This is a genomic window from Pseudomonas bubulae, assembly GCF_037023725.1.
Lineage (GTDB): Bacteria > Pseudomonadota > Gammaproteobacteria > Pseudomonadales > Pseudomonadaceae > Aquipseudomonas > Aquipseudomonas bubulae.
This window is the reverse complement of record NZ_CP146077.1, coordinates 3,537,164-3,554,805: the sequence shown is the minus strand read 5'-3', so window position 1 is coordinate 3,554,805 and position 17,642 is coordinate 3,537,164. Positions and strand designations below refer to the sequence as shown.

Below are 17,642 nucleotides of genomic sequence, written 5' to 3'. Positions count from 1 at the left end.
CATAACAATAATGACGGCTCACGATCAGTCTCAGTCCAGCTATGACGTAATTGTTGTCGGCTCCGGCGCCGGCGCCATGACCTCAGCCCTGTTTGCGGCTGATCAGGGCCTGTCGGTCCTGATTGTCGAAAAAAGCGATAAATACGGTGGCACTTCGGCGATTTCCGGTGGCGGTATCTGGATCCCCAACAACCACTACTTTGCCGCGCTCGGCGGGCAGGACAGCCCCGAGCTGTCGATGCAGTACCTCAAGGCGGCCACCGGCGAGCATGGCGACCCGGTGCGCCTGAAGGCGTATCTGGATCACGCCGCGCCGATGATCAAAAAGCTCACTGCCAACAGCCACGTGCGTTATGCGGTGGCCGACAAATACCCCGATTACTACCCGCAACTGCCCGGCGCCTTGCCGGGTGGTCGCACCCTGGACCCGGAGCTGTTCGACACCAGCCTGCTGGCCGAAGAACTGCCCAACCTGCGCAAGCCTTCACCCTCCACCCTGTTGATGGGGCGCATTGCCTGGACGGCCCGCGACGCGCACAAGGCCATGGCGCGCAGCTTTGGCTGGCAATGGCTGATCTTCAAGTTGATGGCGCGCTACAAGCTCGACTTCAAATGGCGGCGCAAAAGCAAGTACGACCGCCGCGCTGCGTTGGGCAGTTCGCTGGTGGCGTCGTTGCGTCGTTCACTGATGGACCGCAACGTGCCGCTGTGGCTCAACACCGACTTTCAGGATGTGGTGCTCGACGGTGACCGGGTGTGCGGCATCAAGGTCGCCACCGGCGGCAAGGTGCTTGAACTCAAGGCCCGTCGCGCCGTGATTTTCGGCTCTGGCGGTTTCGAACAGAACCAGACGCTGCGTGAGAAGTTCCTGCCGCAGCCGACCCGTGCCAGCTGGAGCGCCACGCCACCGGGCAACAATACCGGGGCAGCGCTTGAGGCCGGCATGCACATTGGCGCGGCCACCGCGCTGATGGACTGGGCCTGGTGGGCACCGACCATTGCCGTACCCGGCGAAGAAAAACCCCGCGGGGTGTTTGCCGAACGGGCGTTCCCGGGGGCTATTGTGGTCAACAGCCTGGGTCAGCGCTTCGTCAACGAAGCGGCGCCGTACCTGGAATTCGTCGACGCCATGTATCAGGACAATCGCAAGACTGATGGCCGATCAGTGCCTTCGTGGGTGATCTTCGACGGGCACTTTCGCTTCCACTACGCCATGGGCCCGTTGATGCCGGCCCAGGTGATGCCCGACAGCCGGCTGCGCAAGGAGTGGCTCAACACCGTGTACTGGAAGGCCGACAGCCTTGAAGCCCTGGCCATGCAGATCGGCGTGGATGCGCAGGGGCTGGACAGCACCGTGCAGAAGGTCAATGGCTACGCCCAAACGGGTGTCGACCTGGACTTCGATCGCGGCGGCAACGTCTTCGATCGCTACTACGGCGACAGTAATATCAAACCCAACCCGTGCCTGGCGCCGTTGCGCAAGGGGCCGTACTACGCCATGCGCCTGGATGCCGGTGATATCGGTACCAAGGGCGGGTTACTGACCAACCAGCATGCCCAGGTGGTGCGTGAGGACGGCCAGCCGATCCCCGGCCTGTATGCGATCGGCAATTGCTCGGCATCGGTGATGGGCACCAGCTACCCGGGCGCCGGTGGCACCCTGGGCCCGGCCATGACCTTTGGTTATATCGCCGCCAATCATATCGCCAGCAGCGTGCCGGCTACGGCCAGCAGCAAGGTGCGGGCACTGTCATGAGCCGAGCACAGCATACGTCCAGCAACAGCAAAATTCTCGCGCCCTTGCAGGCCGAGCGCCTGAGTGCAGGGGACTGGCACGACACCTGCGACGTGCTGGTAATAGGTTGGGGGGCGGCGGGTGCCTGCGCTGCGCTGGAGGCCAGCAGCAATGGCGCCAGGGTGATTGTGGCGGACCGCTTTACCGGCGGTGGCGCCAGTGCCAAAAGCGGTGGTGTGGTTTACGCCGGTGGCGGCACCCGGCATCAACAGGCCGCAGGTTTCACCGACAGCATCCAAGCGATGTTTGACTACCTCAAGCACGAAACCCAGGGCGTGGTCAGCGACGCAACCCTGCAAAAATTCTGCGATGACAGTGTCAGCAATCTTGACTGGCTTGAAAGCCACGGCGCGCGTTATGCCCATAGCGTGCCGCCGGGAGGGAAGACCTCATACCCGTCCGATGGCCATTTTTTGTATTACTCGGGCAATGAGCTGGTGCCTTCCCATGCCGGCACCCGGCCACCGGCCCCCCGCGGCCATCGTACGGTGGGCAAGGGCCAGTGTGGCGCGGTGCTGTATGGACATCTCAAAGCCGCGTGTCTGCGGGCCGGGGTGCAACCGCTGTTGCAATCGGCGGCACGTCGGCTGGTGGTGGATGCCAGCGGGCGGGTGGTGGGTGCCGAGTTCTGGCGCCTGCCCCAGGGCAGCCGCGAAGCGCGCTTGCATGCACGCCTGGCGGCACGGGCCGAGCGCCTGCAAAACTTCGCCCCCGGTTACTGCGACCGCCTGCGCCTCAAAGTCAGCCAGTTGGAGCGTGACCATGGCCAGCCGTTGCTGATCCGGGCCCGGCGCGCGGTTATCCTCAGCACCGGGGGCTTTATCTTCAATCGCGGGCTGATTCGCGATCATGCGCCCAACTTCAGGCGCAATTTCAAGGTGGGCGCTACCGGTTGCGATGGCAGCGGTCTGCTGCTGGGGCAGTCGGTGGGGGCCCGAAGCGAGCGGTTGAGCCGGGTGTCGGCCTGGCGCTTTATCAACCCGCCGCACTGCTGGCCCAAGGGCATTGTGGTCAACAGCAATGGCCAGCGTTTTTGCAACGAAGAGGTCTACGGCGCCACCCTTGGCCAGCCGCTGTGCGATGAGCAGGGCGGGCAGGCGTGGCTGGTGCTGGATGCGCGTTTGCGCAAACAGGCAATCCGTCAGGCGCTGTTCGGTGGCTATTGGTGGTTCCAGAGCCTGCCGGCACTGGCCTTGATGCTGCTCAAGGTGCGCAAGGGTGACAACCCGGACCGGTTGGCCAGCGTTTGCGGCATGCAGGCGGGGGAGCTGAGTGGTGCCCTGCGCGCTTACAACGCCGGTGCCCGGGGCGATGGGCCGGATGCTTTCGGCAAGTCTGAAGGCAGCCGCCAGGTGTTGGATAAGGGGCCGTTTTACGCTTGCGATATCAGCGTCGGTAACCCGATCTTTCCGCTGGGGGCGCTGACCCTGGGCGGGCTTAAAGTTGATGAAAGCAACGGCGCTGTACTCGATACCGATGGCCAGCCGATTGCCGGCCTGTTCAGCGCCGGGCGCACCGCCATCGGTGTGGCGTCGCACCTGTATATCAGTGGCTTGTCCCTGGCCGACTGCGTGTTTTCGGGGCGCCGTGCCGGCCTTGCCGCCTCAGGCAGGAACGAGCCTGGCACAACAATCGCGAGCAGGCTCGCTCCCACAGACAGTGCAAGGGTGACCTTATGAGCGCACGTGTTGCAGGCAAGGTGGCGTTGATTACCGGTGGGGCCAGTGGCGTGGGCAGGGCAACGGCGCTGCTGCTCGCCCGTGAAGGTGCCCGTGTGGTGATCAGCGATATCGATGTGGCGGGTGGCCTGGCCCTGGCTGAAGAGATCGGTGCGCAAGCATTGTTTATTGAGCATGACGCGGGCAGCGAAGCAGATTGGACGCGGGTGATCGACACCGTTCGCGAGCACCACGGGCGGCTGGATATCCTGTTCAACAACGCCGGGATCCTGCTCAAGGGCGATATTGAAAATACCGCCTATAGTGATTGGCAACGGGTGCAGCGCATCAACTCCGACAGTGTCTTCCTGGGTTGTCGCGCCGCCATAAGCCTGATGAAAGAAAGCGAGGGCGGCTCCATTATCAACATGTCTTCGATTGCGGCGGTGGCCGGACGCGATGATTACGTTGCCTACAGCGCCTCCAAAGGCGCCGTCGCCGCCCTGTCGCGTACCGTGGCGGTGTTGTGCCGCCGGCGCAAATACCGCATTCGCTGCAATTCCCTGCACCCTGACGGCATCCTCACACCGATGACCACCGCGGGCTTGCCCGCCGGGCTCGACCCGTGGAGCCTGACCATCGATGCCGACCCCATGGGGCGCATGTGCCTGCCCGAAGATGTCGCCGCCAGCGTGCTGTTTTTGGCCAGTGACGAGTCCCGCGCCATCAGTGGTATCGAGCTGCGGATCGACAGCGGCCAGTTTGTGATGAGTATCTGATATGAGCCAACCGGCGTATTTCTCCCTGCGCGTAGCGCAAATTGTGACTGAAACGGCGGACTCCCGTTCCCTGGTGTTCGATGTCCCTGCGGCCTTGCGTGAGCAGTTCACCTATAAGTCAGGGCAGTTTCTGACCCTGCGCGTGCCCTTTGAAGGCGGCTGGTTGCCGCGCTGTTATTCGCTCTCCAGCACCCCGCTGGAGGACGAGCCCCTGCGCGTCACCATCAAGCAAGTACGTGACGGTCGTGCCTCCAACTGGCTGTGTGAGCAGTTGCGTGAGGGCGACCAGCTGGAAGTGCTGGCGCCGGCCGGGGTATTTGTACCGCGGCATTTTGACAATGACTTTGTGCTGTTTGGCGGTGGTAGCGGGGTCACACCGGTGCTGTCGATCCTGCGATCGGCGCTGATTGCCGGCACAGGCCGGATCCTGCTGATTTACGCCAATCGCGATGAAGCGTCGGTGATCTTTGCCGCCGAGCTTAAAGCCCTGGCCAGCGCCCACCCGCAACGATTGCAAGTGATCCACTGGCTGGACTCGGTCCAGGGCATACCGGCGGTGGCACAACTGGCGCAGATGGCACAGCCTTTTGTGCATGCCCAGGCTTATATCTGTGGCCCCGGCCCGTTTATGGATGCGGCCGTCAGCGCCTTGCACGACATCGGCATGGAGCACGGGCACATCCACGTCGAGCGTTTTGTCTCGCTGCCGGAAGAGGGCAGTGTGGCCGCTCCGGCACCGGTCAACACCGATGTGATCGGCAGCCAGCTGTCGGTGCGCCTGGACGGGGAGGAGTACGAAGTGCCCTGTGCAGAAGGCGAAACCCTGCTCAATGCCATGCATCGCGCCGGCCTGAAACCGCCCAGCTCCTGCCTGGTGGGTTCCTGCGCAACCTGCATGTGTACGGTTGAGCGCGGCAGTGTCGAAATGCTGCGCAATGATGCCCTGGACCCACAAGAACTCAATGACGGCTGGGTGCTGGCGTGCCAAGCGGTGCCCAGCAGCGAACAGCTGCGCGTGTGCTTTCCCGAATAACCTGCCAGACGAGTGACCGATGACTTCCAGCCTGCAACAGAGCCTGCCGCGCTCGATCCCGCAACTGCTGTTCAACGCCTCGGTGCAGCATGCCGGGCGCACGGCCATTGAAGAACATGGCCAATGCATCGACTACAGCGAACTGCCGCGCCTGGCCCTGGGCGTAACCCGCAGCCTGATGGCTCAGGGCATTGGCAAGGGCGACCGGGTAGCGATCTGGGCACCCAACGGCCGGGACTGGATCATTGCCGCGCTGGGCATTCATTGCGCGGGGGCGGTCATGGTGCCGATCAACACCCGGATGAAAGGCCCTGAAGCGGCCGATATCTTGCTGCGCAGCGGCAGCCGTCTGCTGTTTGTGCAGCCGAGTTTTCTGGGCACCGATTACCTGGCTTTGCTCGCGCCCTATCGACCGGCCAGCCTCAAGTGCCTGGTGTTGCTGGGCGAAACCACGGCGGCCAGTTCCGCCGGCCTGGACTGGGACGGTTTTGTGGCCATTGGCGCGGCCACCAGCGAGTCTGCCGCGCTGTTGCGTGCAGCCAGCGTGAATAGCGATGACCTCAGCGACCTGCTGTTTACCTCCGGTACCACCGGCAAGCCCAAGGGCGTGATGAGCGCCCATGGTCAAACGATTCGGGCCTTTAGCGAATACGTGTCGGTGATCGGTTTACAGGCCGGTGACCGTTATCTGGTGATCAACCCGTTTTTTCATGCCTTTGGCTACAAGGCGGGGTGGCTGACCTGCCTGCTGGCGGGGGCGACCATCCTGCCGCACCCGGTGTTCGACGCCGAAGCGGTGTTCCAGCGCATTGCCGCAGAGCGCATCACCGTGTTGCCGGGGCCGCCGACCCTGTACCTGTCGATGCTGGCCCATCCCAAGCTGGCGGAAACCGACCTGTCGAGCCTGCGCATTGCCGTGACCGGCGCGGCGACGGTGCCGCCGATCCTGATCGAGCGCATGCGCAGCGAACTGGGCTTTGCGGTGGTGACCACGGCCTATGGCCTGACCGAATGCGGCGGCTTGGCCACTATTTGCGACCCTGCTGACTCGGCGACGATCATCGCCAGCACCAGTGGCCGGGCGATTCCGGGCACCGAGGTGAGCATCCGTGACCCGCAAAACCGGGCTTTACCGGCGGGCAGCACGGGGGAGATCTGCCTGCGCGGTTTTCATGTGATGCAGGGCTACTTTGAAGACCCGCAGGCCACCGCTGAAACCATCGACAGTGAAGGCTGGTTGCACACCGGGGATATAGGCCAGCAGGATGCTGCGGGCAATCTGCGCATCACCGACCGGCTTAAAGACATGTTTATCGTCGGTGGTTTCAACTGTTACCCGGCTGAGATAGAAGCCGGCCTGATGGAGCATCCGGGCATTGCCCAGGTGGCGGTAATCGGTATACCCGACGCGCGTATGGGCGAGGTAGGGTGTGCGTGCGTGGTGTTGCGTCATGGTGTGCAACTGGATGAGGCAGGATTGATCCAGTGGGCGCGTGAACATATGGCCAATTACAAGGTACCGCGTGTGGTGCGCTTCCATGACGCGCTGCCGGTGAATGCGTCGAACAAGGTGGCGAAGAATGAGTTGCGGGCGGGATTCATGTAACGGGCCACCTGTGCGCTCGCCCTCACTCTGGCCTCCAGGGCCGGGGTGAGGGGGGCTTTTTCGGACATAGAACCGGACATCGACAATGGCCATAACTGTCCCCTTTTGGCCTGCCTCCCTCTGTGATCGTGCCGGGCTCTCGGCAAGAATCAACCCCGTCACTCAATAACAACAAACCACTTCGTCCTTGCCCTTGGCCTTTTGCAGGCCGCTGCCGTGTACAGAACATAACAACGATCGATCTCACGCCGAATCCGGGGAACTGAGCCATGGACACTCTGAAACGCTTGATGAGCGCCACTGTTTGTGGGCTGACGCTGCTGGCCAGTGCCGTACAGGCCGAACAGCGCGAGCTGCGGGTGTATAACTGGGCGGACTATATCCTGCCGTCTGTGCCCAAGGACTTCGCCAGACAGACCGGCATCAAGGTCACCTGGGACTCCTTCGACACTAACGAAGCCCTGGAAGCCAAACTCCTCACCGGCAACTCGGGCTATGACCTGGTGGTGCCGTCCAACCAGTTCCTCGATACCCAGATCAAGGCGGGGGTATTCCAGAAGCTGGACAAGAGCAAGCTGCCCAACTGGCAGCACCAGGATCCGGCGCTGCTCAAACTGCTGGACACCAATGACCCTGGCAATCAGTACGCCGTGCCCTACATGTATGGCACGGTGCTGATCGGTTTCAACCCGGCCAAGGTCAAGGCTGCGCTGGGTGAGGATGCGCCGGTGGACAGCTGGGACCTGGTGTTCAAACCCGAAAACATGGCCAAACTCAAATCCTGCGGCGTGGCGATGCTCGATTCACCTTCGGAAATCCTGCCCTTGGCCCTGCACTATCTAGGGCTGGACCCCAACAGCCAGAACCCGGCCGATTATGAAAAAGCCAAGGCGCTGATGCTCAAGGTCCGCCCCTACGTGACCTACTTCAACTCGGCCAAGTACATGACGGATATCGCCAATGGTGACATCTGCGTGGCCATTGGTTATTCCGGCAGCTTCTACCAGTTTGGCAACCGCGCCAAAGAGTCGGGCAACGGCGTGGTGGTGGACTGGCGCTTGCCCAAGGAGGGCGCACCGATCTGGTTTGACACCTTCGCCATCCCTAAAAGTGCAAAAAATGTCGAAGAGGCCCACGAATTTCTCAACCACCTGCTGGAGCCCAAGGTCATTGCCGGGATCAGTGATTTTCTGGGTTACCCCAATGCCAACAAGGACTCGCTGGCACTGATCAACAAGGACATCACCGGTAACCCCAACCTGACCCCGACCAGCGAGGCGCTCAAGTCGCTGTATGTGGTGCAACCGTTGCCGCAAAAAATGGAGCGCGTGCGCACCCGGGTGTGGACCAGTATCAAGTCGGACAAGTAACCCCTCGGAGGTAGTGCATGGGGGTTATCGTCAAGTGCCGGCCAGGTTCTTACACTGGCTGCACTTAATCGAACGACGAGAAAGCACCATGCGTATCCGTGAGCTTGGCATCACCATCGGTTCGGGCACCCCGGGGGCGTACAACGCCATCACCGACGTACCGGGTGTGCGAGTGGGTCATCACACCCTCAACGTTGAAAACGGCGATGTTTCCATCCATTCCGGTGTCACCGTGATTGAGCCGCGTGCGGGAGCCACCCACCTGCAACCCTGCTTCGCCGGCGTGCATGTGCTCAATGGCAACGGCGACGCCACGGGGCTGGAGTGGATTCGCGAAGCCGGTTTGCTGACCTCGCCGATTGCCTATACCAATACCCACAGTGTTGGCGTGGTGCGCGATGCGCTGGTGGCAGCCGAACGTGAGCTGGGCAAGCAGCACACCTACTGGTGCATGCCGGTGGTGCTGGAAACCTACGACGGCACGCTGAACGATATCTGGGGCCAGCATGTCACGGCCGAGCATGTGCAACTTGCCCTGCAGGATGCCAGGACAGGCCCTGTGCAGGAGGGCAATGTGGGCGGTGGCACAGGGATGATCTGTCACGAGTTCAAGGGTGGCATTGGCACATCCTCGCGAGTGTTGAGCCCGGAGCAGGGGGGCTGGACCGTCGGTGCGCTGGTGCAAGCCAACTATGGTGTGCGCGAAGCCTTGCGGGTGGGGGGTTACCCGGTGGGTACCGTGCTGGATGACGTACCGTCCCCGTTTAACAGCGAGAAAAATGTGGGCGTGCCGGGCATGGGTTCGATCGTGATAACCATCGCTACCGATGCGCCGCTGTTGCCACACCAGTGTACCCGTCTGGCGCAGCGTGCCAGTGTCGGGCTGGCGCGAGTGGGGGGCGGCACTGAAGACTCCAGCGGCGATATTTTTATTGCCTTTGCGGTGGGCAACAGCAATTTGCCGGCGGCCAACTTCGGCCATCCGGGGGAGCCGACCACGGCATTGCAGATGGTCAACAACGATTACATCTCGGCGCTGTTTGTGGCGGCTGCGGATGCGGTAGAGGAGGCGATACTCAATGCCATGCTCGGTGCGGATGACCTGAGCGGATGTGGCAATACCGTTCTGGCGCTCAAGCCCGAACTGTTGCTGGCAGCGTTGCAGCAGGTGGGCTGGAAAGCCTCCTGAGGGCTGCCTCAACCTTGCGTAGCAGCTGCCGTAGGAACGAGGCTGCGTTCCTCGGCAGCTGCTACGGGGATGTGCCCTTACAGTTTCGGCAACTGCCCCACCCGGGCCATCATCTCGGTGACGATCTGCAGGTCCAGCATGAACTGCTCCACGGTCTTGAATTCGTTATCGGTATGCCCGGTGTATTTCACATCCGGCATGGCCAAGCCGAATTGCACGCCATTAGGCAGTTCATGCACCGAGGTTGCACCCGCCGAAGTACCGTACGTGTGCTCCATGCCCAGGTTTTCGCTGGCTACCGCCAACAGCGCCTTGACCCACTCACCCTCGGGGTTGCGGTACATCGGCTCGGCAATCGAGTACTCGAAACTCACCGGTACCTGCTGACTCTTGCTCCAGGCTGTCAGCTTCTCGGCAATCTGCGCTTTCAGCGCCTCCGGCGACTTGCCCTTGGGCACGCGCAGGTTGACCGCCAGCTTGAGCGCTTTGTCGTCCAGCCCCACAAAGGTCAGTGAGGTGGTCAGCGGCCCCATAAAGTCATCGGCAAAACCGACCCCCAGCTTGCCGCCCTTGTAGTCCAGGCCCCAGTTGTCGGCAGCATAGTGCGCTGCGTCGGTAATGTGGTTGTGCTTGAGGGCGATAGGGCCGTCGACGCTACTGATAAAGTCGAGCATCCGTGCCACCGGGTTGACCCCCGACTCGGGCTCTGAGGAGTGGGCAGAAACCCCGGTTACGGTCAGCACGACATCCTTGCCAACCACCTTGGCATTGACCTCGAAATCACCGCCATTGCGTTTGGCATATTCTGCACCGGCCTTGTTCAGGCTGGCAGCCAGTTCGGCGGGTTTGTCGGTCACCAGGGTTGCTACCGACGTCGACGGGATCTGGTTGGTCGCCATGCCGCCGGTCAGCGAGACGATTTCGGCGCCCTGGCCTTCGCCCTTGCGCCGGGCAAAGGTGGCCATAACGGTGCCGTAGCCTTTTTCGGCAATCACCACCGGGTAGCCGCCATCCAGCGCCAGGTTGTAGTTGGGCACCGGGTTGTGTTCGAAGTAATAAGGAATGGCATCACCGCTGGTTTCTTCGGTGGTGTCGATCAGCAACTTGAAGTTCCTGGCCAGTGGCAGTTGTTCTTCCTTGATGACTTTCATGGCGTACATCGCCACCACGATGCCGTTTTTGTCATCCTCCGTACCGCGCCCGTACATACGGTCACCGATCAGTGTGACCTTGAACGGGTCGAGTTGGGTGCCGTCCTTGAGTACCCAGTTTTCCGGGGTTACCGGCACTACGTCGGCGTGGGCATGAATACCGACCACTTCATCGCCACTGCCTTCGAGGGAGACTTCATAGACACGGTTGTCGATATTGCGAAAGTTCAGGTTAAAGGCCTTGGCCAGATCCTTGATCTTGTCGGCGATCTTGAGAAATTGCGGGTTCTCGTACTGGGGTACGTCGTCCAGGTTGACGGTGGGGATGGCCACCAGTTCACGCAGGGTGTCGGTAGCCGCCTTGCCGTATTTGAGCCGGGTATACAGGCCCAGCAGGCGATAGATCTCGTTCTGTTGCTCGGGGGCCAGTGCCTTGTTGTCGAGAAAGGCGCTGATGGTCGGGCCGAGATTATCTTTTTGCGCCAGCTCACTCTTGGCCAACGCCCCCAGAAACTGACGGAAGTCAGTGACATGGGTGTCGCTGAACGTCTTGAGGATGACAGCACTCTGTTGCGGGGTGATGGTGGCGTGGGCTGCAGTGCTGAACGCAGCGAGGCTGGCCATCATCATGGTTGCAGCGGCCAGTTGTTTAAGTGAAAAGTCCATTTTGCAGGGCGTTCCTGTACAGGTCGTTGAATGGAAACATGAAGTAAGTGAAACAAAACATTTCCAAACTTACACTGCGAGGCGCTGCCACGTTAAGCGCTTTTTATTCTTGCGCCTGCAAAAACAGCGAGAACAGTTCGGACTGTGACTTGATTCCCAACTTGCCGTACATATGCTTGCGATGGACCTTGACGGTCTCCGCAGAGATTGCCAGTTTTCGGGCGATTTCCTTGTTTGAACAACCACTTAGCAGCAACAGGGCGACTTCCATTTCGCGTGCGGTCAACGGCGAGGTCAACTGCTCGGCAGCCGCTTCAAGGCGGCTTTGCCAGTTGGGCGTGAGCTCCGGTGCCTCCTTGGGGTCGCGCTCAAAAACCAGGCGCTGGCGCATCAAGGCGGCCACCCACGGCTGCACCAACCCCAGCAATGCACTCTGTTCCAGGCTGAAACGGCACTGGCTGCCCAGTGACAGGCTCAGGGTGCGTTGATTGTCGAGTTGCACATTGATATGCACCTCGTCGGTAACGATATTCAGGCGGAAATAACGCTGGTAGTAGTCGGTCTGTTCAAAGCATTCGGGGGCCACGTCCTGCAGGCGGAACAAGCCGCTTTGCGGTGCTTCACGGTTGGCGATATAAAACGGGTCCAGCAGGTAAAGCCCCTTGAGGTAGTCCTGGAACAGCGAATCCATGCCACCGTCTGCACCGGGGGACTCGGCCAGAACCTGTGGCTTGCCGGCGCTGTAGATCAGCACCACCCAGTTGTCCACGGGTACATAGCGGCCCAGCAAACGTACCAGCGCAGTCCAGAAATTGGGCCGGTCCAGGGTTTCGATCACGCGGCCCATCGCGTCATGCCAGGCCACATCCTGCAAGGTCAGATTCATCTCACTACCCACCGGGTGTTACCCCATCGAAGTCATTTATTGGCGCGGTGCCGCGCACCATACTCGGCTCATCCCACCCTGCAAGGATCCGAGATGAACATTGAACTGGTGCAACTGGCAGGCCGTGACGGCGACACCGCTTATAACCTGTCGCGTACATTGAGCGCCATCGCCAGCTGCGCTGACGATACTGCGCTGCTGGTATTCCCGGAGACCCACCTGACCGGCTTTGTCGGCGGCCAGCAACTGGCGCAGGTGGCGGAGCCATTGACCGGCCCGACCCTGGGTGCGGTATTGCAGGCCGTACGCGAACGTGGAGTCAGTGTGGTGGTGGGGCTGGCGGAAAATCATCACGGCACCTTCTATAACACCTCGGTACTGGTCACGCCCGAGGGGATCGCCTTGCAGTACCGCAAGACCCATTTGTGGCCAAGTGAACGCGGCGACTTTACCCCCGGCGACCGTTTTACCACCGTGCTCTGGCAGGGCGTGCGGGTTGGCCTGCTGATCTGTTATGACATTGAACTGCCGGAAACCGGCCGAGCACTGGCGCAACTGGGGGCTGAACTGATCATTGTCACCAACGGCAATATGGACCCCTACGGCCCGGTGCATCGTACCTCGATCATGGCCCGTGCCCAGGAGAACCAGGCGTTTGCGGTGATGGTCAATCGCGTCGGTAGCGGGGATGACGGGCTGGTGTTCGCGGGTGGCAGCATGGTGGTCGATCCGTTCGGGCGGGTGTTGCTCGAGGCCGGGCGCGATGAGATTCGCCATGTTGTAGCGCTGGATCTGGATCAGCTCAAGGCTGCCCGGCGTGACTACGACTACCTCAAGGATCGTCGCTTGCTGCTGTCGGGTGAACAGATTGAGCACTCGGACGGGCGTCGCGAACTGTTGATCGGAGCCAGCCAATGAAGACTAAAAACACGACGGTTATTGCCCTGGCTGCGCTATTGGGTTGCAGCCTGGTTCACGCCGCCGAACCTCAGGTGAATATCTACAACTGGTACGACTTTATCGCTCCGGACACGATGAAAAACTTCCAGGCCGAAACCGGCACAGCCTCGATGTACGACGTGTTCGACAACAGCGATGTGATGCAAAGCAAGCTGATGGCCGGTCGCAGCGGGTATGACGTGGTTGTGGCCACCGGTGACCTGCTACCCAACCTGATCAAGGCCGGGGTGCTCAAGGAACTCGATCGGGGGCAGTTGCCCAACCTCGCACACCTGGACCCGGCCATCCTTGCCAAGATGCAGAGCATTGACCCCGGCAATCGTTATGCCGTGCCGTATTTGTGGGGCACGACCGGGGTGGGTTATGACGTCGACAAGGTCAGGGCGATACTTGGGCCGGATGCGCCGGTGGATTCCTGGGACCTGATCTTCAAGCCCGAGAACCTGAGCAAATTGAGCCAGTGCGGTGTAGCCATGCTCGACGCCCCCGGTGAAATCATTCCAATCGCCTTGCACTACCTCGGCTTGCCATACAACAGCAGCGACCCCCGGGACTATGCCAAGGCCGAAGCGTTGCTGCTGACGTTACGTCCTTATATCCGCTATTTTGACTCGTCGAAATTCATTACCGACCTGGCCAATGGCAACATTTGCGTGGTGGTGGGCTGGGCAGGCGGGGTGCAAGACGCCAAAACCGCCTCGCAGGTGGCCGGCAATGGGCGCAATATCCGCTACAGCATCCCCCGTGAAGGGGCGCCGATCTGGGTTGAGAGCATGGTGTTGCTCAACGACGCGCCCAACCCGCAGCAGGGGCTGGCCTTTATCGACTACATGCTGCGCCCGCAGGTGATAGCCCGGACTTCGACCTACCTCAAATATCCCAATGCGAACCAGGACGCCAGGCCACTGATGGACCCGTCGTTGCGCGACAACCCGGATATCTACCCTGACGAGAAAGTCATGGCCACTTTGTTCCCGCTGGAGCCGTTGCCGCTCAAGCTTGAACGGGTGCGCACGCGGGTGTGGAGCAAGGTTAAAAGCGGAACGTGAAGCCAGCCTTTGTCGATACTCTGTGACAGGTCAAGCCCTATTGTGGGAGCGAGCCTGCTCGCGAACGACCTTCGCGAGCAGGCTCGCTCCCACAGTTGCAGTTTCCTGTAGCCGCTGTCGAAGGAACAGGCAACTGCTACGGTTTGTGGGTGTTAGCCGTTTCAGGCCTGCAACTGCGGCTCACGAACGCTCCTGGCCCTGGGCATCGCCGGCAACACCGCCTCCTGCAAGGTTCGCGCAGCCGGGTGAGTAAAGCGCATCTGCGCCGTGACCGGCAGGTCTTCCACCAGCTTGCCGTCTGCCAGTACTACCACCCGTTGGCAAAAACGCTGCACCAGGCTCAGGTCATGGGTGATCAGCAAAAAACCGGTGCCCGACTCGCGCCGTACCTGTGCGAGCAAATCCAGAATCTGCACTTGCAGCACCCGGTCAAGGTTGGACAGGGCTTCGTCGAGGATAATCAGCTGCGGGCCGATCGCCATGGCCCGGGCAATACCGGCGCGCTGCAGTTGCCCGCCGCTCAGTTGTGCCGGGAGCTTGTCGATGTCACGGGCCTCAAGCTGGACTTGCTGGAGCAATTGCTCAACCCGGGCCCTGCACGCCGAGGCGTCCATGTCTGAAAGATGGCGCAAAGGCTCGGCAATGCTCCAGCCAATGCTGCGCTGGGGGTTGAAAGCGCTGAGGGCATCCTGAAAGACCATCTGCACACGCTGTAAAAACGGAGGCTGACCCTTGAACACAATGCTGCCCTGGTCGGCGCTTTCCAGCCCCATCAGCAGGCGCGCCAGGGTGCTTTTACCGCTGCCGCTACCTCCCAGCAGGCCAAGGCTTTGACCTTCGTGCAGGTCCAGATTCAAGCCGCTCAGCACCTGTACCCGATGCCGTTTGCTGAACAGCCCGCCAGCGCTGTAACCGTGCTCAAGGTCGCGTACCTGAATAAAACTCATGGCGCGCAGCTCTCCATTGTCAATGAGTGGTGTGCTGCCAGCAGCGTGCGTGCTTCCTGGCTTTGCGGTGAATTGAACAGCCGGTGAACATCGGCCTGTTCGACAATACGGCCGTGGGCCATGACGCTGACCTGATCGGCGCAGCGCGCCACCACGCCCATGTCATGGGTGATCAGCAGCACGCCAAGGTTGCGCTGCGCTACCAGCCGTTCCAGCAGGTCGAGAAAACGTGCCTGCGCCACAACATCCAGATCGCTGGTAGGTTCGTCAGCCAGCAAAAAACGGCTGTCGGCGAGCAGGGCCAGGGCGATCATCATCCGTTGCAGCATGCCGCCGCTCAATTGAAAGGCAAATGAGTCGAGCACCCGTTGAGCATCGTGCAGGCCCACTTCCTGCAAGGTGCTCTGAATCAGCTGCTCGGCCTCGGCACCGTGCAGGTCGCGGGTCTGGAGGGTTTCAAGGGCATGCTGGCGCAGTGAGCGTACCGGGTTGAAGGCGCTGCGCGGGTTCTGCAGCACCAATGCCACTTCGCGCCCGCGTAATTGCGCAGCATCCACCACCTGGCCATCCAGCAACAGGGTGGCGCCGCTGCTGTGTACGCCAGGAGGCAACAAGTCGAGGATGCCCAGGCTGGTTAGCGATTTTCCTGAACCGCTGGCACCGACCAGCGCATGCACCTGGCCGGCCCTGAGGGTCAGTTCGGCCCGGTCGACCAGGGTGCGTTGCCGGTGTTTGAGGGTCAGGTCGCGAATCACCAATGTGTGTTTCATTCCTTGATCTCCGCCAGTACGCTGGGGTCAAGGCGGTCGCGCAAGGCGTCGCCCAGCAGGTTGAAGGCCATCACCGAGATAAAGATCATCAGGCCCGGCCACAGCAGCAACTGCGGCTGGGTCCAGATAAACTCCTTGGCATCGTTGATCATCACGCCCCACTCGGGGGTTGGCGGGCTGACGCCCAGACCCAGAAAGGACAAGCCCGAGACGTGCAGCATCATGTGGCCAATGTCCATCGACGCCAGCACCAGCAGTTGCCCCACGACGTTGGGCATTACATGCTGGCGCAGCCGGGTCAGGCGCGAGGCACCGGCCAGTCGTGAAGCCAGCACATAATCCCGGTTACGCTGGGCCAGCACCATGCCGCGAACCATCCGCGCATACCAGGCCCAGTGGGACAGCGCGATGGCGATGATCACATTGGTCAGGCCGGTACCCAGCAAGGCGATCAGGAAAAACGCCAGCACCAGGGTGGGGAAGGTCAGGAACATGTCGCACAGGCGCATCAGGAACATGTCGAGCTTGCCGCCGACTATCCCGGCGATACCGCCAATCACCACGCCCAGCACCAGTACCAGACCCAGCACCAGCACCACGCTGCCCAGGGACAGTTGCGTACCAACGATCAGGCGTGAGAGCACGTCGCGCCCCAGGTGGTCGGTGCCCAGCCAATGGCTGGTACTGGCGGGCAGCAAACGCTCGTCCAGATTCACCAGGGTGGCGTCGTAGGGTGCCAGCCAGGGGCCGAACAGCGCCATCAGCAACAGCAGGGCGACCAGTCCGTAGCCGATGCGCGCGGCGTATTTTTTGCCGGTATAGACCGCCGCTATTGTGCTCATGCCATCACCCCCGAGAAACGTGTGCGCGGGTCTAGCCAGGCGTAGCAGATGTCCACCACCAGATTGCACAGCACCAGCAGTGTGGTCAGCAGCAGGGTGAAGCATTGCATCACCGGGAAGTCACGGTTGAGCACGGCGCTGACCGCGAAGCGGCCAACGCCGGGCCAGGCGAAGATGGTTTCGATCACCAGGGCACCTCCGAGCAACTCGCCAATGTGCATGCCGGTGGCGGTCACCAGCGGCATCCAGGCATTGCGCAGGATATGGTCGCGCCATACACGCTTTTCGTTCAGGCCACGGGCCCGGGCATAAAACACGTGTCGATGCTCACGCACATCCAGCAGGCTGGCGCGCAGCAGGCGGGCGTTGATCGACATCGACATCAGGGCAATCGCCAGTACCGGCATCAGCAGATGCTGCGGACCACCACGGCCCATCGGCGGCAACCAGCCCAACCACAGCGAGAACAATGCAATCAGCAAAAAAGCCAACCAGAAATTGGGCATGGAAACACCGATAAAGGTGATGAAACGCACCACCTGGTCGGGCCAGCGACCTTTCCAGCGGGCCGCCGCCAGACCCAGCGGAATGCTCATTACCAGCGTGGCAAGCAGCGCCAGACCACCCAGCTGAAGGGTGGCGGGCAGGTAATAGAGGATGTCATCGAGCACCGGGCGCCCGGTGATATAGGAGGTGCCGAAGTCCAGGTGCACGGCGTTCCACAGCCAGGTGAGGTACTGCTCGGGCAGTGGCCGGTCCAGGCCCAGTGCGTGGCGTGCCTCGGCCAGCGCAGCGTCGGTTGGAGGGATCTGCGACAGGCGCAGGTAGTCCAGGGCCGGGTCGCCATTGCCCAGGTGCAGCAGGACAAAGACGATCAGTGACACCCCCAGCAGCACCGGGATCAGCAGCACAAGCCGCAGGATAATATAGCGCAGCATGGT

The 17,642-nt window shown here is 61.4% G+C and carries 15 protein-coding genes; 9 read left to right on the top strand and 6 right to left on the bottom strand.

Features of this window, described 5'->3' with window-relative positions; all coding sequences use genetic code 11:
- The first annotated feature begins 10 nt into the window (after positions 1-10).
- The 7 genes from V6L81_RS16195 (at position 11) to V6L81_RS16165 (ending at position 9,430) form a co-directional block, all read left to right on the top strand.
- Positions 11-1,756: an FAD-binding protein gene (locus V6L81_RS16195; RefSeq protein WP_095023322.1), complete on the top strand. Its 1,746-nt coding sequence runs from the start codon at positions 11-13 to the stop codon at positions 1,754-1,756.
- Positions 1,753-3,474 carry an FAD-binding protein gene (locus V6L81_RS16190; protein ID WP_095024614.1) on the top strand — a complete coding sequence of 574 codons (1,722 nt, stop codon included), beginning with the start codon at positions 1,753-1,755 and terminating at the stop codon, positions 3,472-3,474. Before V6L81_RS16195 ends, V6L81_RS16190 begins: the two co-directional genes overlap by 4 nt.
- A complete protein-coding gene (locus V6L81_RS16185) occupies positions 3,471-4,232 on the top strand; it encodes an SDR family oxidoreductase (protein ID WP_095000076.1) in 762 nt (253 codons plus the stop codon). Before V6L81_RS16190 ends, V6L81_RS16185 begins: the two co-directional genes overlap by 4 nt.
- Position 4,233: 1 nt before the next feature.
- The gene (locus tag V6L81_RS16180) at positions 4,234-5,265 is read left to right on the top strand and encodes a ferredoxin--NADP reductase (protein WP_338660151.1); all 1,032 of its coding nucleotides are present in this window, start codon (positions 4,234-4,236) and stop codon (positions 5,263-5,265) included.
- 19 nt (positions 5,266-5,284) lie between these two features.
- Positions 5,285-6,871, top strand: coding sequence for a FadD3 family acyl-CoA ligase (locus V6L81_RS16175; protein WP_095019854.1), 1,587 nt, complete (start codon positions 5,285-5,287; stop codon positions 6,869-6,871).
- A 269-nt stretch (positions 6,872-7,140) separates the two neighbouring features.
- On the top strand, positions 7,141-8,241 hold the full coding sequence (locus tag V6L81_RS16170) for a polyamine ABC transporter substrate-binding protein (protein WP_095000079.1): 1,101 nt from the start codon (positions 7,141-7,143) through the stop codon (positions 8,239-8,241).
- Positions 8,242-8,329: 88 nt separating this feature from the next.
- The gene (locus tag V6L81_RS16165) at positions 8,330-9,430 is read left to right on the top strand and encodes a P1 family peptidase (protein WP_338660150.1); all 1,101 of its coding nucleotides are present in this window, start codon (positions 8,330-8,332) and stop codon (positions 9,428-9,430) included.
- 77 nt (positions 9,431-9,507) lie between these two features.
- Here the strand turns inward: V6L81_RS16165 and V6L81_RS16160 are convergent, their stop codons facing one another.
- Together V6L81_RS16160 and V6L81_RS16155 are read right to left on the bottom strand one after the other, a co-directional pair.
- Positions 9,508-11,247 (bottom strand): dipeptidase, encoded by a 1,740-nt coding sequence (locus V6L81_RS16160; RefSeq protein ID WP_095023327.1) that lies wholly within the window; start codon positions 11,245-11,247, stop codon positions 9,508-9,510.
- Between the two features lie 103 nt (positions 11,248-11,350).
- Positions 11,351-12,133, bottom strand: coding sequence for a helix-turn-helix transcriptional regulator (locus V6L81_RS16155; protein ID WP_095000082.1), 783 nt, complete (start codon positions 12,131-12,133; stop codon positions 11,351-11,353).
- A gap of 93 nt (positions 12,134-12,226) precedes the next feature.
- Between V6L81_RS16155 and V6L81_RS16150 the strand changes: the two genes are divergently transcribed.
- Both V6L81_RS16150 and V6L81_RS16145 read left to right on the top strand, forming a co-directional pair.
- Positions 12,227-13,051: a carbon-nitrogen hydrolase family protein gene (locus V6L81_RS16150; RefSeq protein WP_338660149.1), complete on the top strand. Its 825-nt coding sequence runs from the start codon at positions 12,227-12,229 to the stop codon at positions 13,049-13,051.
- Positions 13,048-14,142: a polyamine ABC transporter substrate-binding protein gene (locus tag V6L81_RS16145; RefSeq protein WP_338660148.1), complete on the top strand. Its 1,095-nt coding sequence runs from the start codon at positions 13,048-13,050 to the stop codon at positions 14,140-14,142. Before V6L81_RS16150 ends, V6L81_RS16145 begins: the two co-directional genes overlap by 4 nt.
- Positions 14,143-14,303: 161 nt before the next feature.
- Here V6L81_RS16145 and V6L81_RS16140 read toward each other — a convergent pair whose 3' ends face one another.
- The 4 genes from V6L81_RS16140 to nikB are packed head-to-tail and all read right to left on the bottom strand — an operon-like array spanning position 14,304 to position 17,639.
- Positions 14,304-15,089 (bottom strand): ATP-binding cassette domain-containing protein, encoded by a 786-nt coding sequence (locus tag V6L81_RS16140; protein WP_095000085.1) that lies wholly within the window; start codon positions 15,087-15,089, stop codon positions 14,304-14,306.
- Positions 15,086-15,859 carry an ATP-binding cassette domain-containing protein gene (locus V6L81_RS16135; protein WP_095000086.1) on the bottom strand — a complete coding sequence of 258 codons (774 nt, stop codon included), beginning with the start codon at positions 15,857-15,859 and terminating at the stop codon, positions 15,086-15,088. Before V6L81_RS16135 ends, V6L81_RS16140 begins: the two co-directional genes overlap by 4 nt.
- A complete protein-coding gene (gene nikC / locus V6L81_RS16130) occupies positions 15,856-16,701 on the bottom strand; it encodes a nickel ABC transporter permease subunit NikC (RefSeq protein WP_095038887.1) in 846 nt (281 codons plus the stop codon). The genes V6L81_RS16135 and nikC overlap by 4 nt, the downstream gene beginning before the upstream one ends.
- The gene (gene nikB / locus V6L81_RS16125) at positions 16,698-17,639 is read right to left on the bottom strand and encodes a nickel ABC transporter permease subunit NikB (protein WP_095000088.1); all 942 of its coding nucleotides are present in this window, start codon (positions 17,637-17,639) and stop codon (positions 16,698-16,700) included. The genes nikC and nikB overlap by 4 nt, the downstream gene beginning before the upstream one ends.
- Positions 17,640-17,642 lie beyond the last annotated feature (3 nt).

Excerpts from the sequence above, each read along its gene's own strand:
- V6L81_RS16175 (WP_095019854.1), top strand. The coding sequence starts at position 5,285 with ATGACTTCCAGCCTGCAACAGAGCCTGCCGCGCTCGATCCCGCAACTG.
- V6L81_RS16190 (WP_095024614.1), top strand. The coding sequence starts at position 1,753 with ATGAGCCGAGCACAGCATACGTCCAGCAACAGCAAAATTCTCGCGCCC.
- V6L81_RS16195 (WP_095023322.1), top strand. The coding sequence starts at position 11 with ATGACGGCTCACGATCAGTCTCAGTCCAGCTATGACGTAATTGTTGTC.
- V6L81_RS16185 (WP_095000076.1), top strand. The coding sequence starts at position 3,471 with ATGAGCGCACGTGTTGCAGGCAAGGTGGCGTTGATTACCGGTGGGGCC.
- V6L81_RS16170 (WP_095000079.1), top strand. The coding sequence starts at position 7,141 with ATGGACACTCTGAAACGCTTGATGAGCGCCACTGTTTGTGGGCTGACG.
- V6L81_RS16135 (WP_095000086.1), bottom strand. The coding sequence starts at position 15,859 with ATGAAACACACATTGGTGATTCGCGACCTGACCCTCAAACACCGGCAA.
- V6L81_RS16140 (WP_095000085.1), bottom strand. The coding sequence starts at position 15,089 with ATGAGTTTTATTCAGGTACGCGACCTTGAGCACGGTTACAGCGCTGGC.
- V6L81_RS16150 (WP_338660149.1), top strand. The coding sequence starts at position 12,227 with ATGAACATTGAACTGGTGCAACTGGCAGGCCGTGACGGCGACACCGCT.
- nikC (WP_095038887.1), bottom strand. The coding sequence starts at position 16,701 with ATGAGCACAATAGCGGCGGTCTATACCGGCAAAAAATACGCCGCGCGC.
- V6L81_RS16165 (WP_338660150.1), top strand. The coding sequence starts at position 8,330 with ATGCGTATCCGTGAGCTTGGCATCACCATCGGTTCGGGCACCCCGGGG.
- V6L81_RS16160 (WP_095023327.1), bottom strand. The coding sequence starts at position 11,247 with ATGGACTTTTCACTTAAACAACTGGCCGCTGCAACCATGATGATGGCC.
- V6L81_RS16155 (WP_095000082.1), bottom strand. The coding sequence starts at position 12,133 with ATGAATCTGACCTTGCAGGATGTGGCCTGGCATGACGCGATGGGCCGC.
- V6L81_RS16145 (WP_338660148.1), top strand. The coding sequence starts at position 13,048 with ATGAAGACTAAAAACACGACGGTTATTGCCCTGGCTGCGCTATTGGGT.
- V6L81_RS16180 (WP_338660151.1), top strand. The coding sequence starts at position 4,234 with ATGAGCCAACCGGCGTATTTCTCCCTGCGCGTAGCGCAAATTGTGACT.
- nikB (WP_095000088.1), bottom strand. The coding sequence starts at position 17,639 with ATGCTGCGCTATATTATCCTGCGGCTTGTGCTGCTGATCCCGGTGCTG.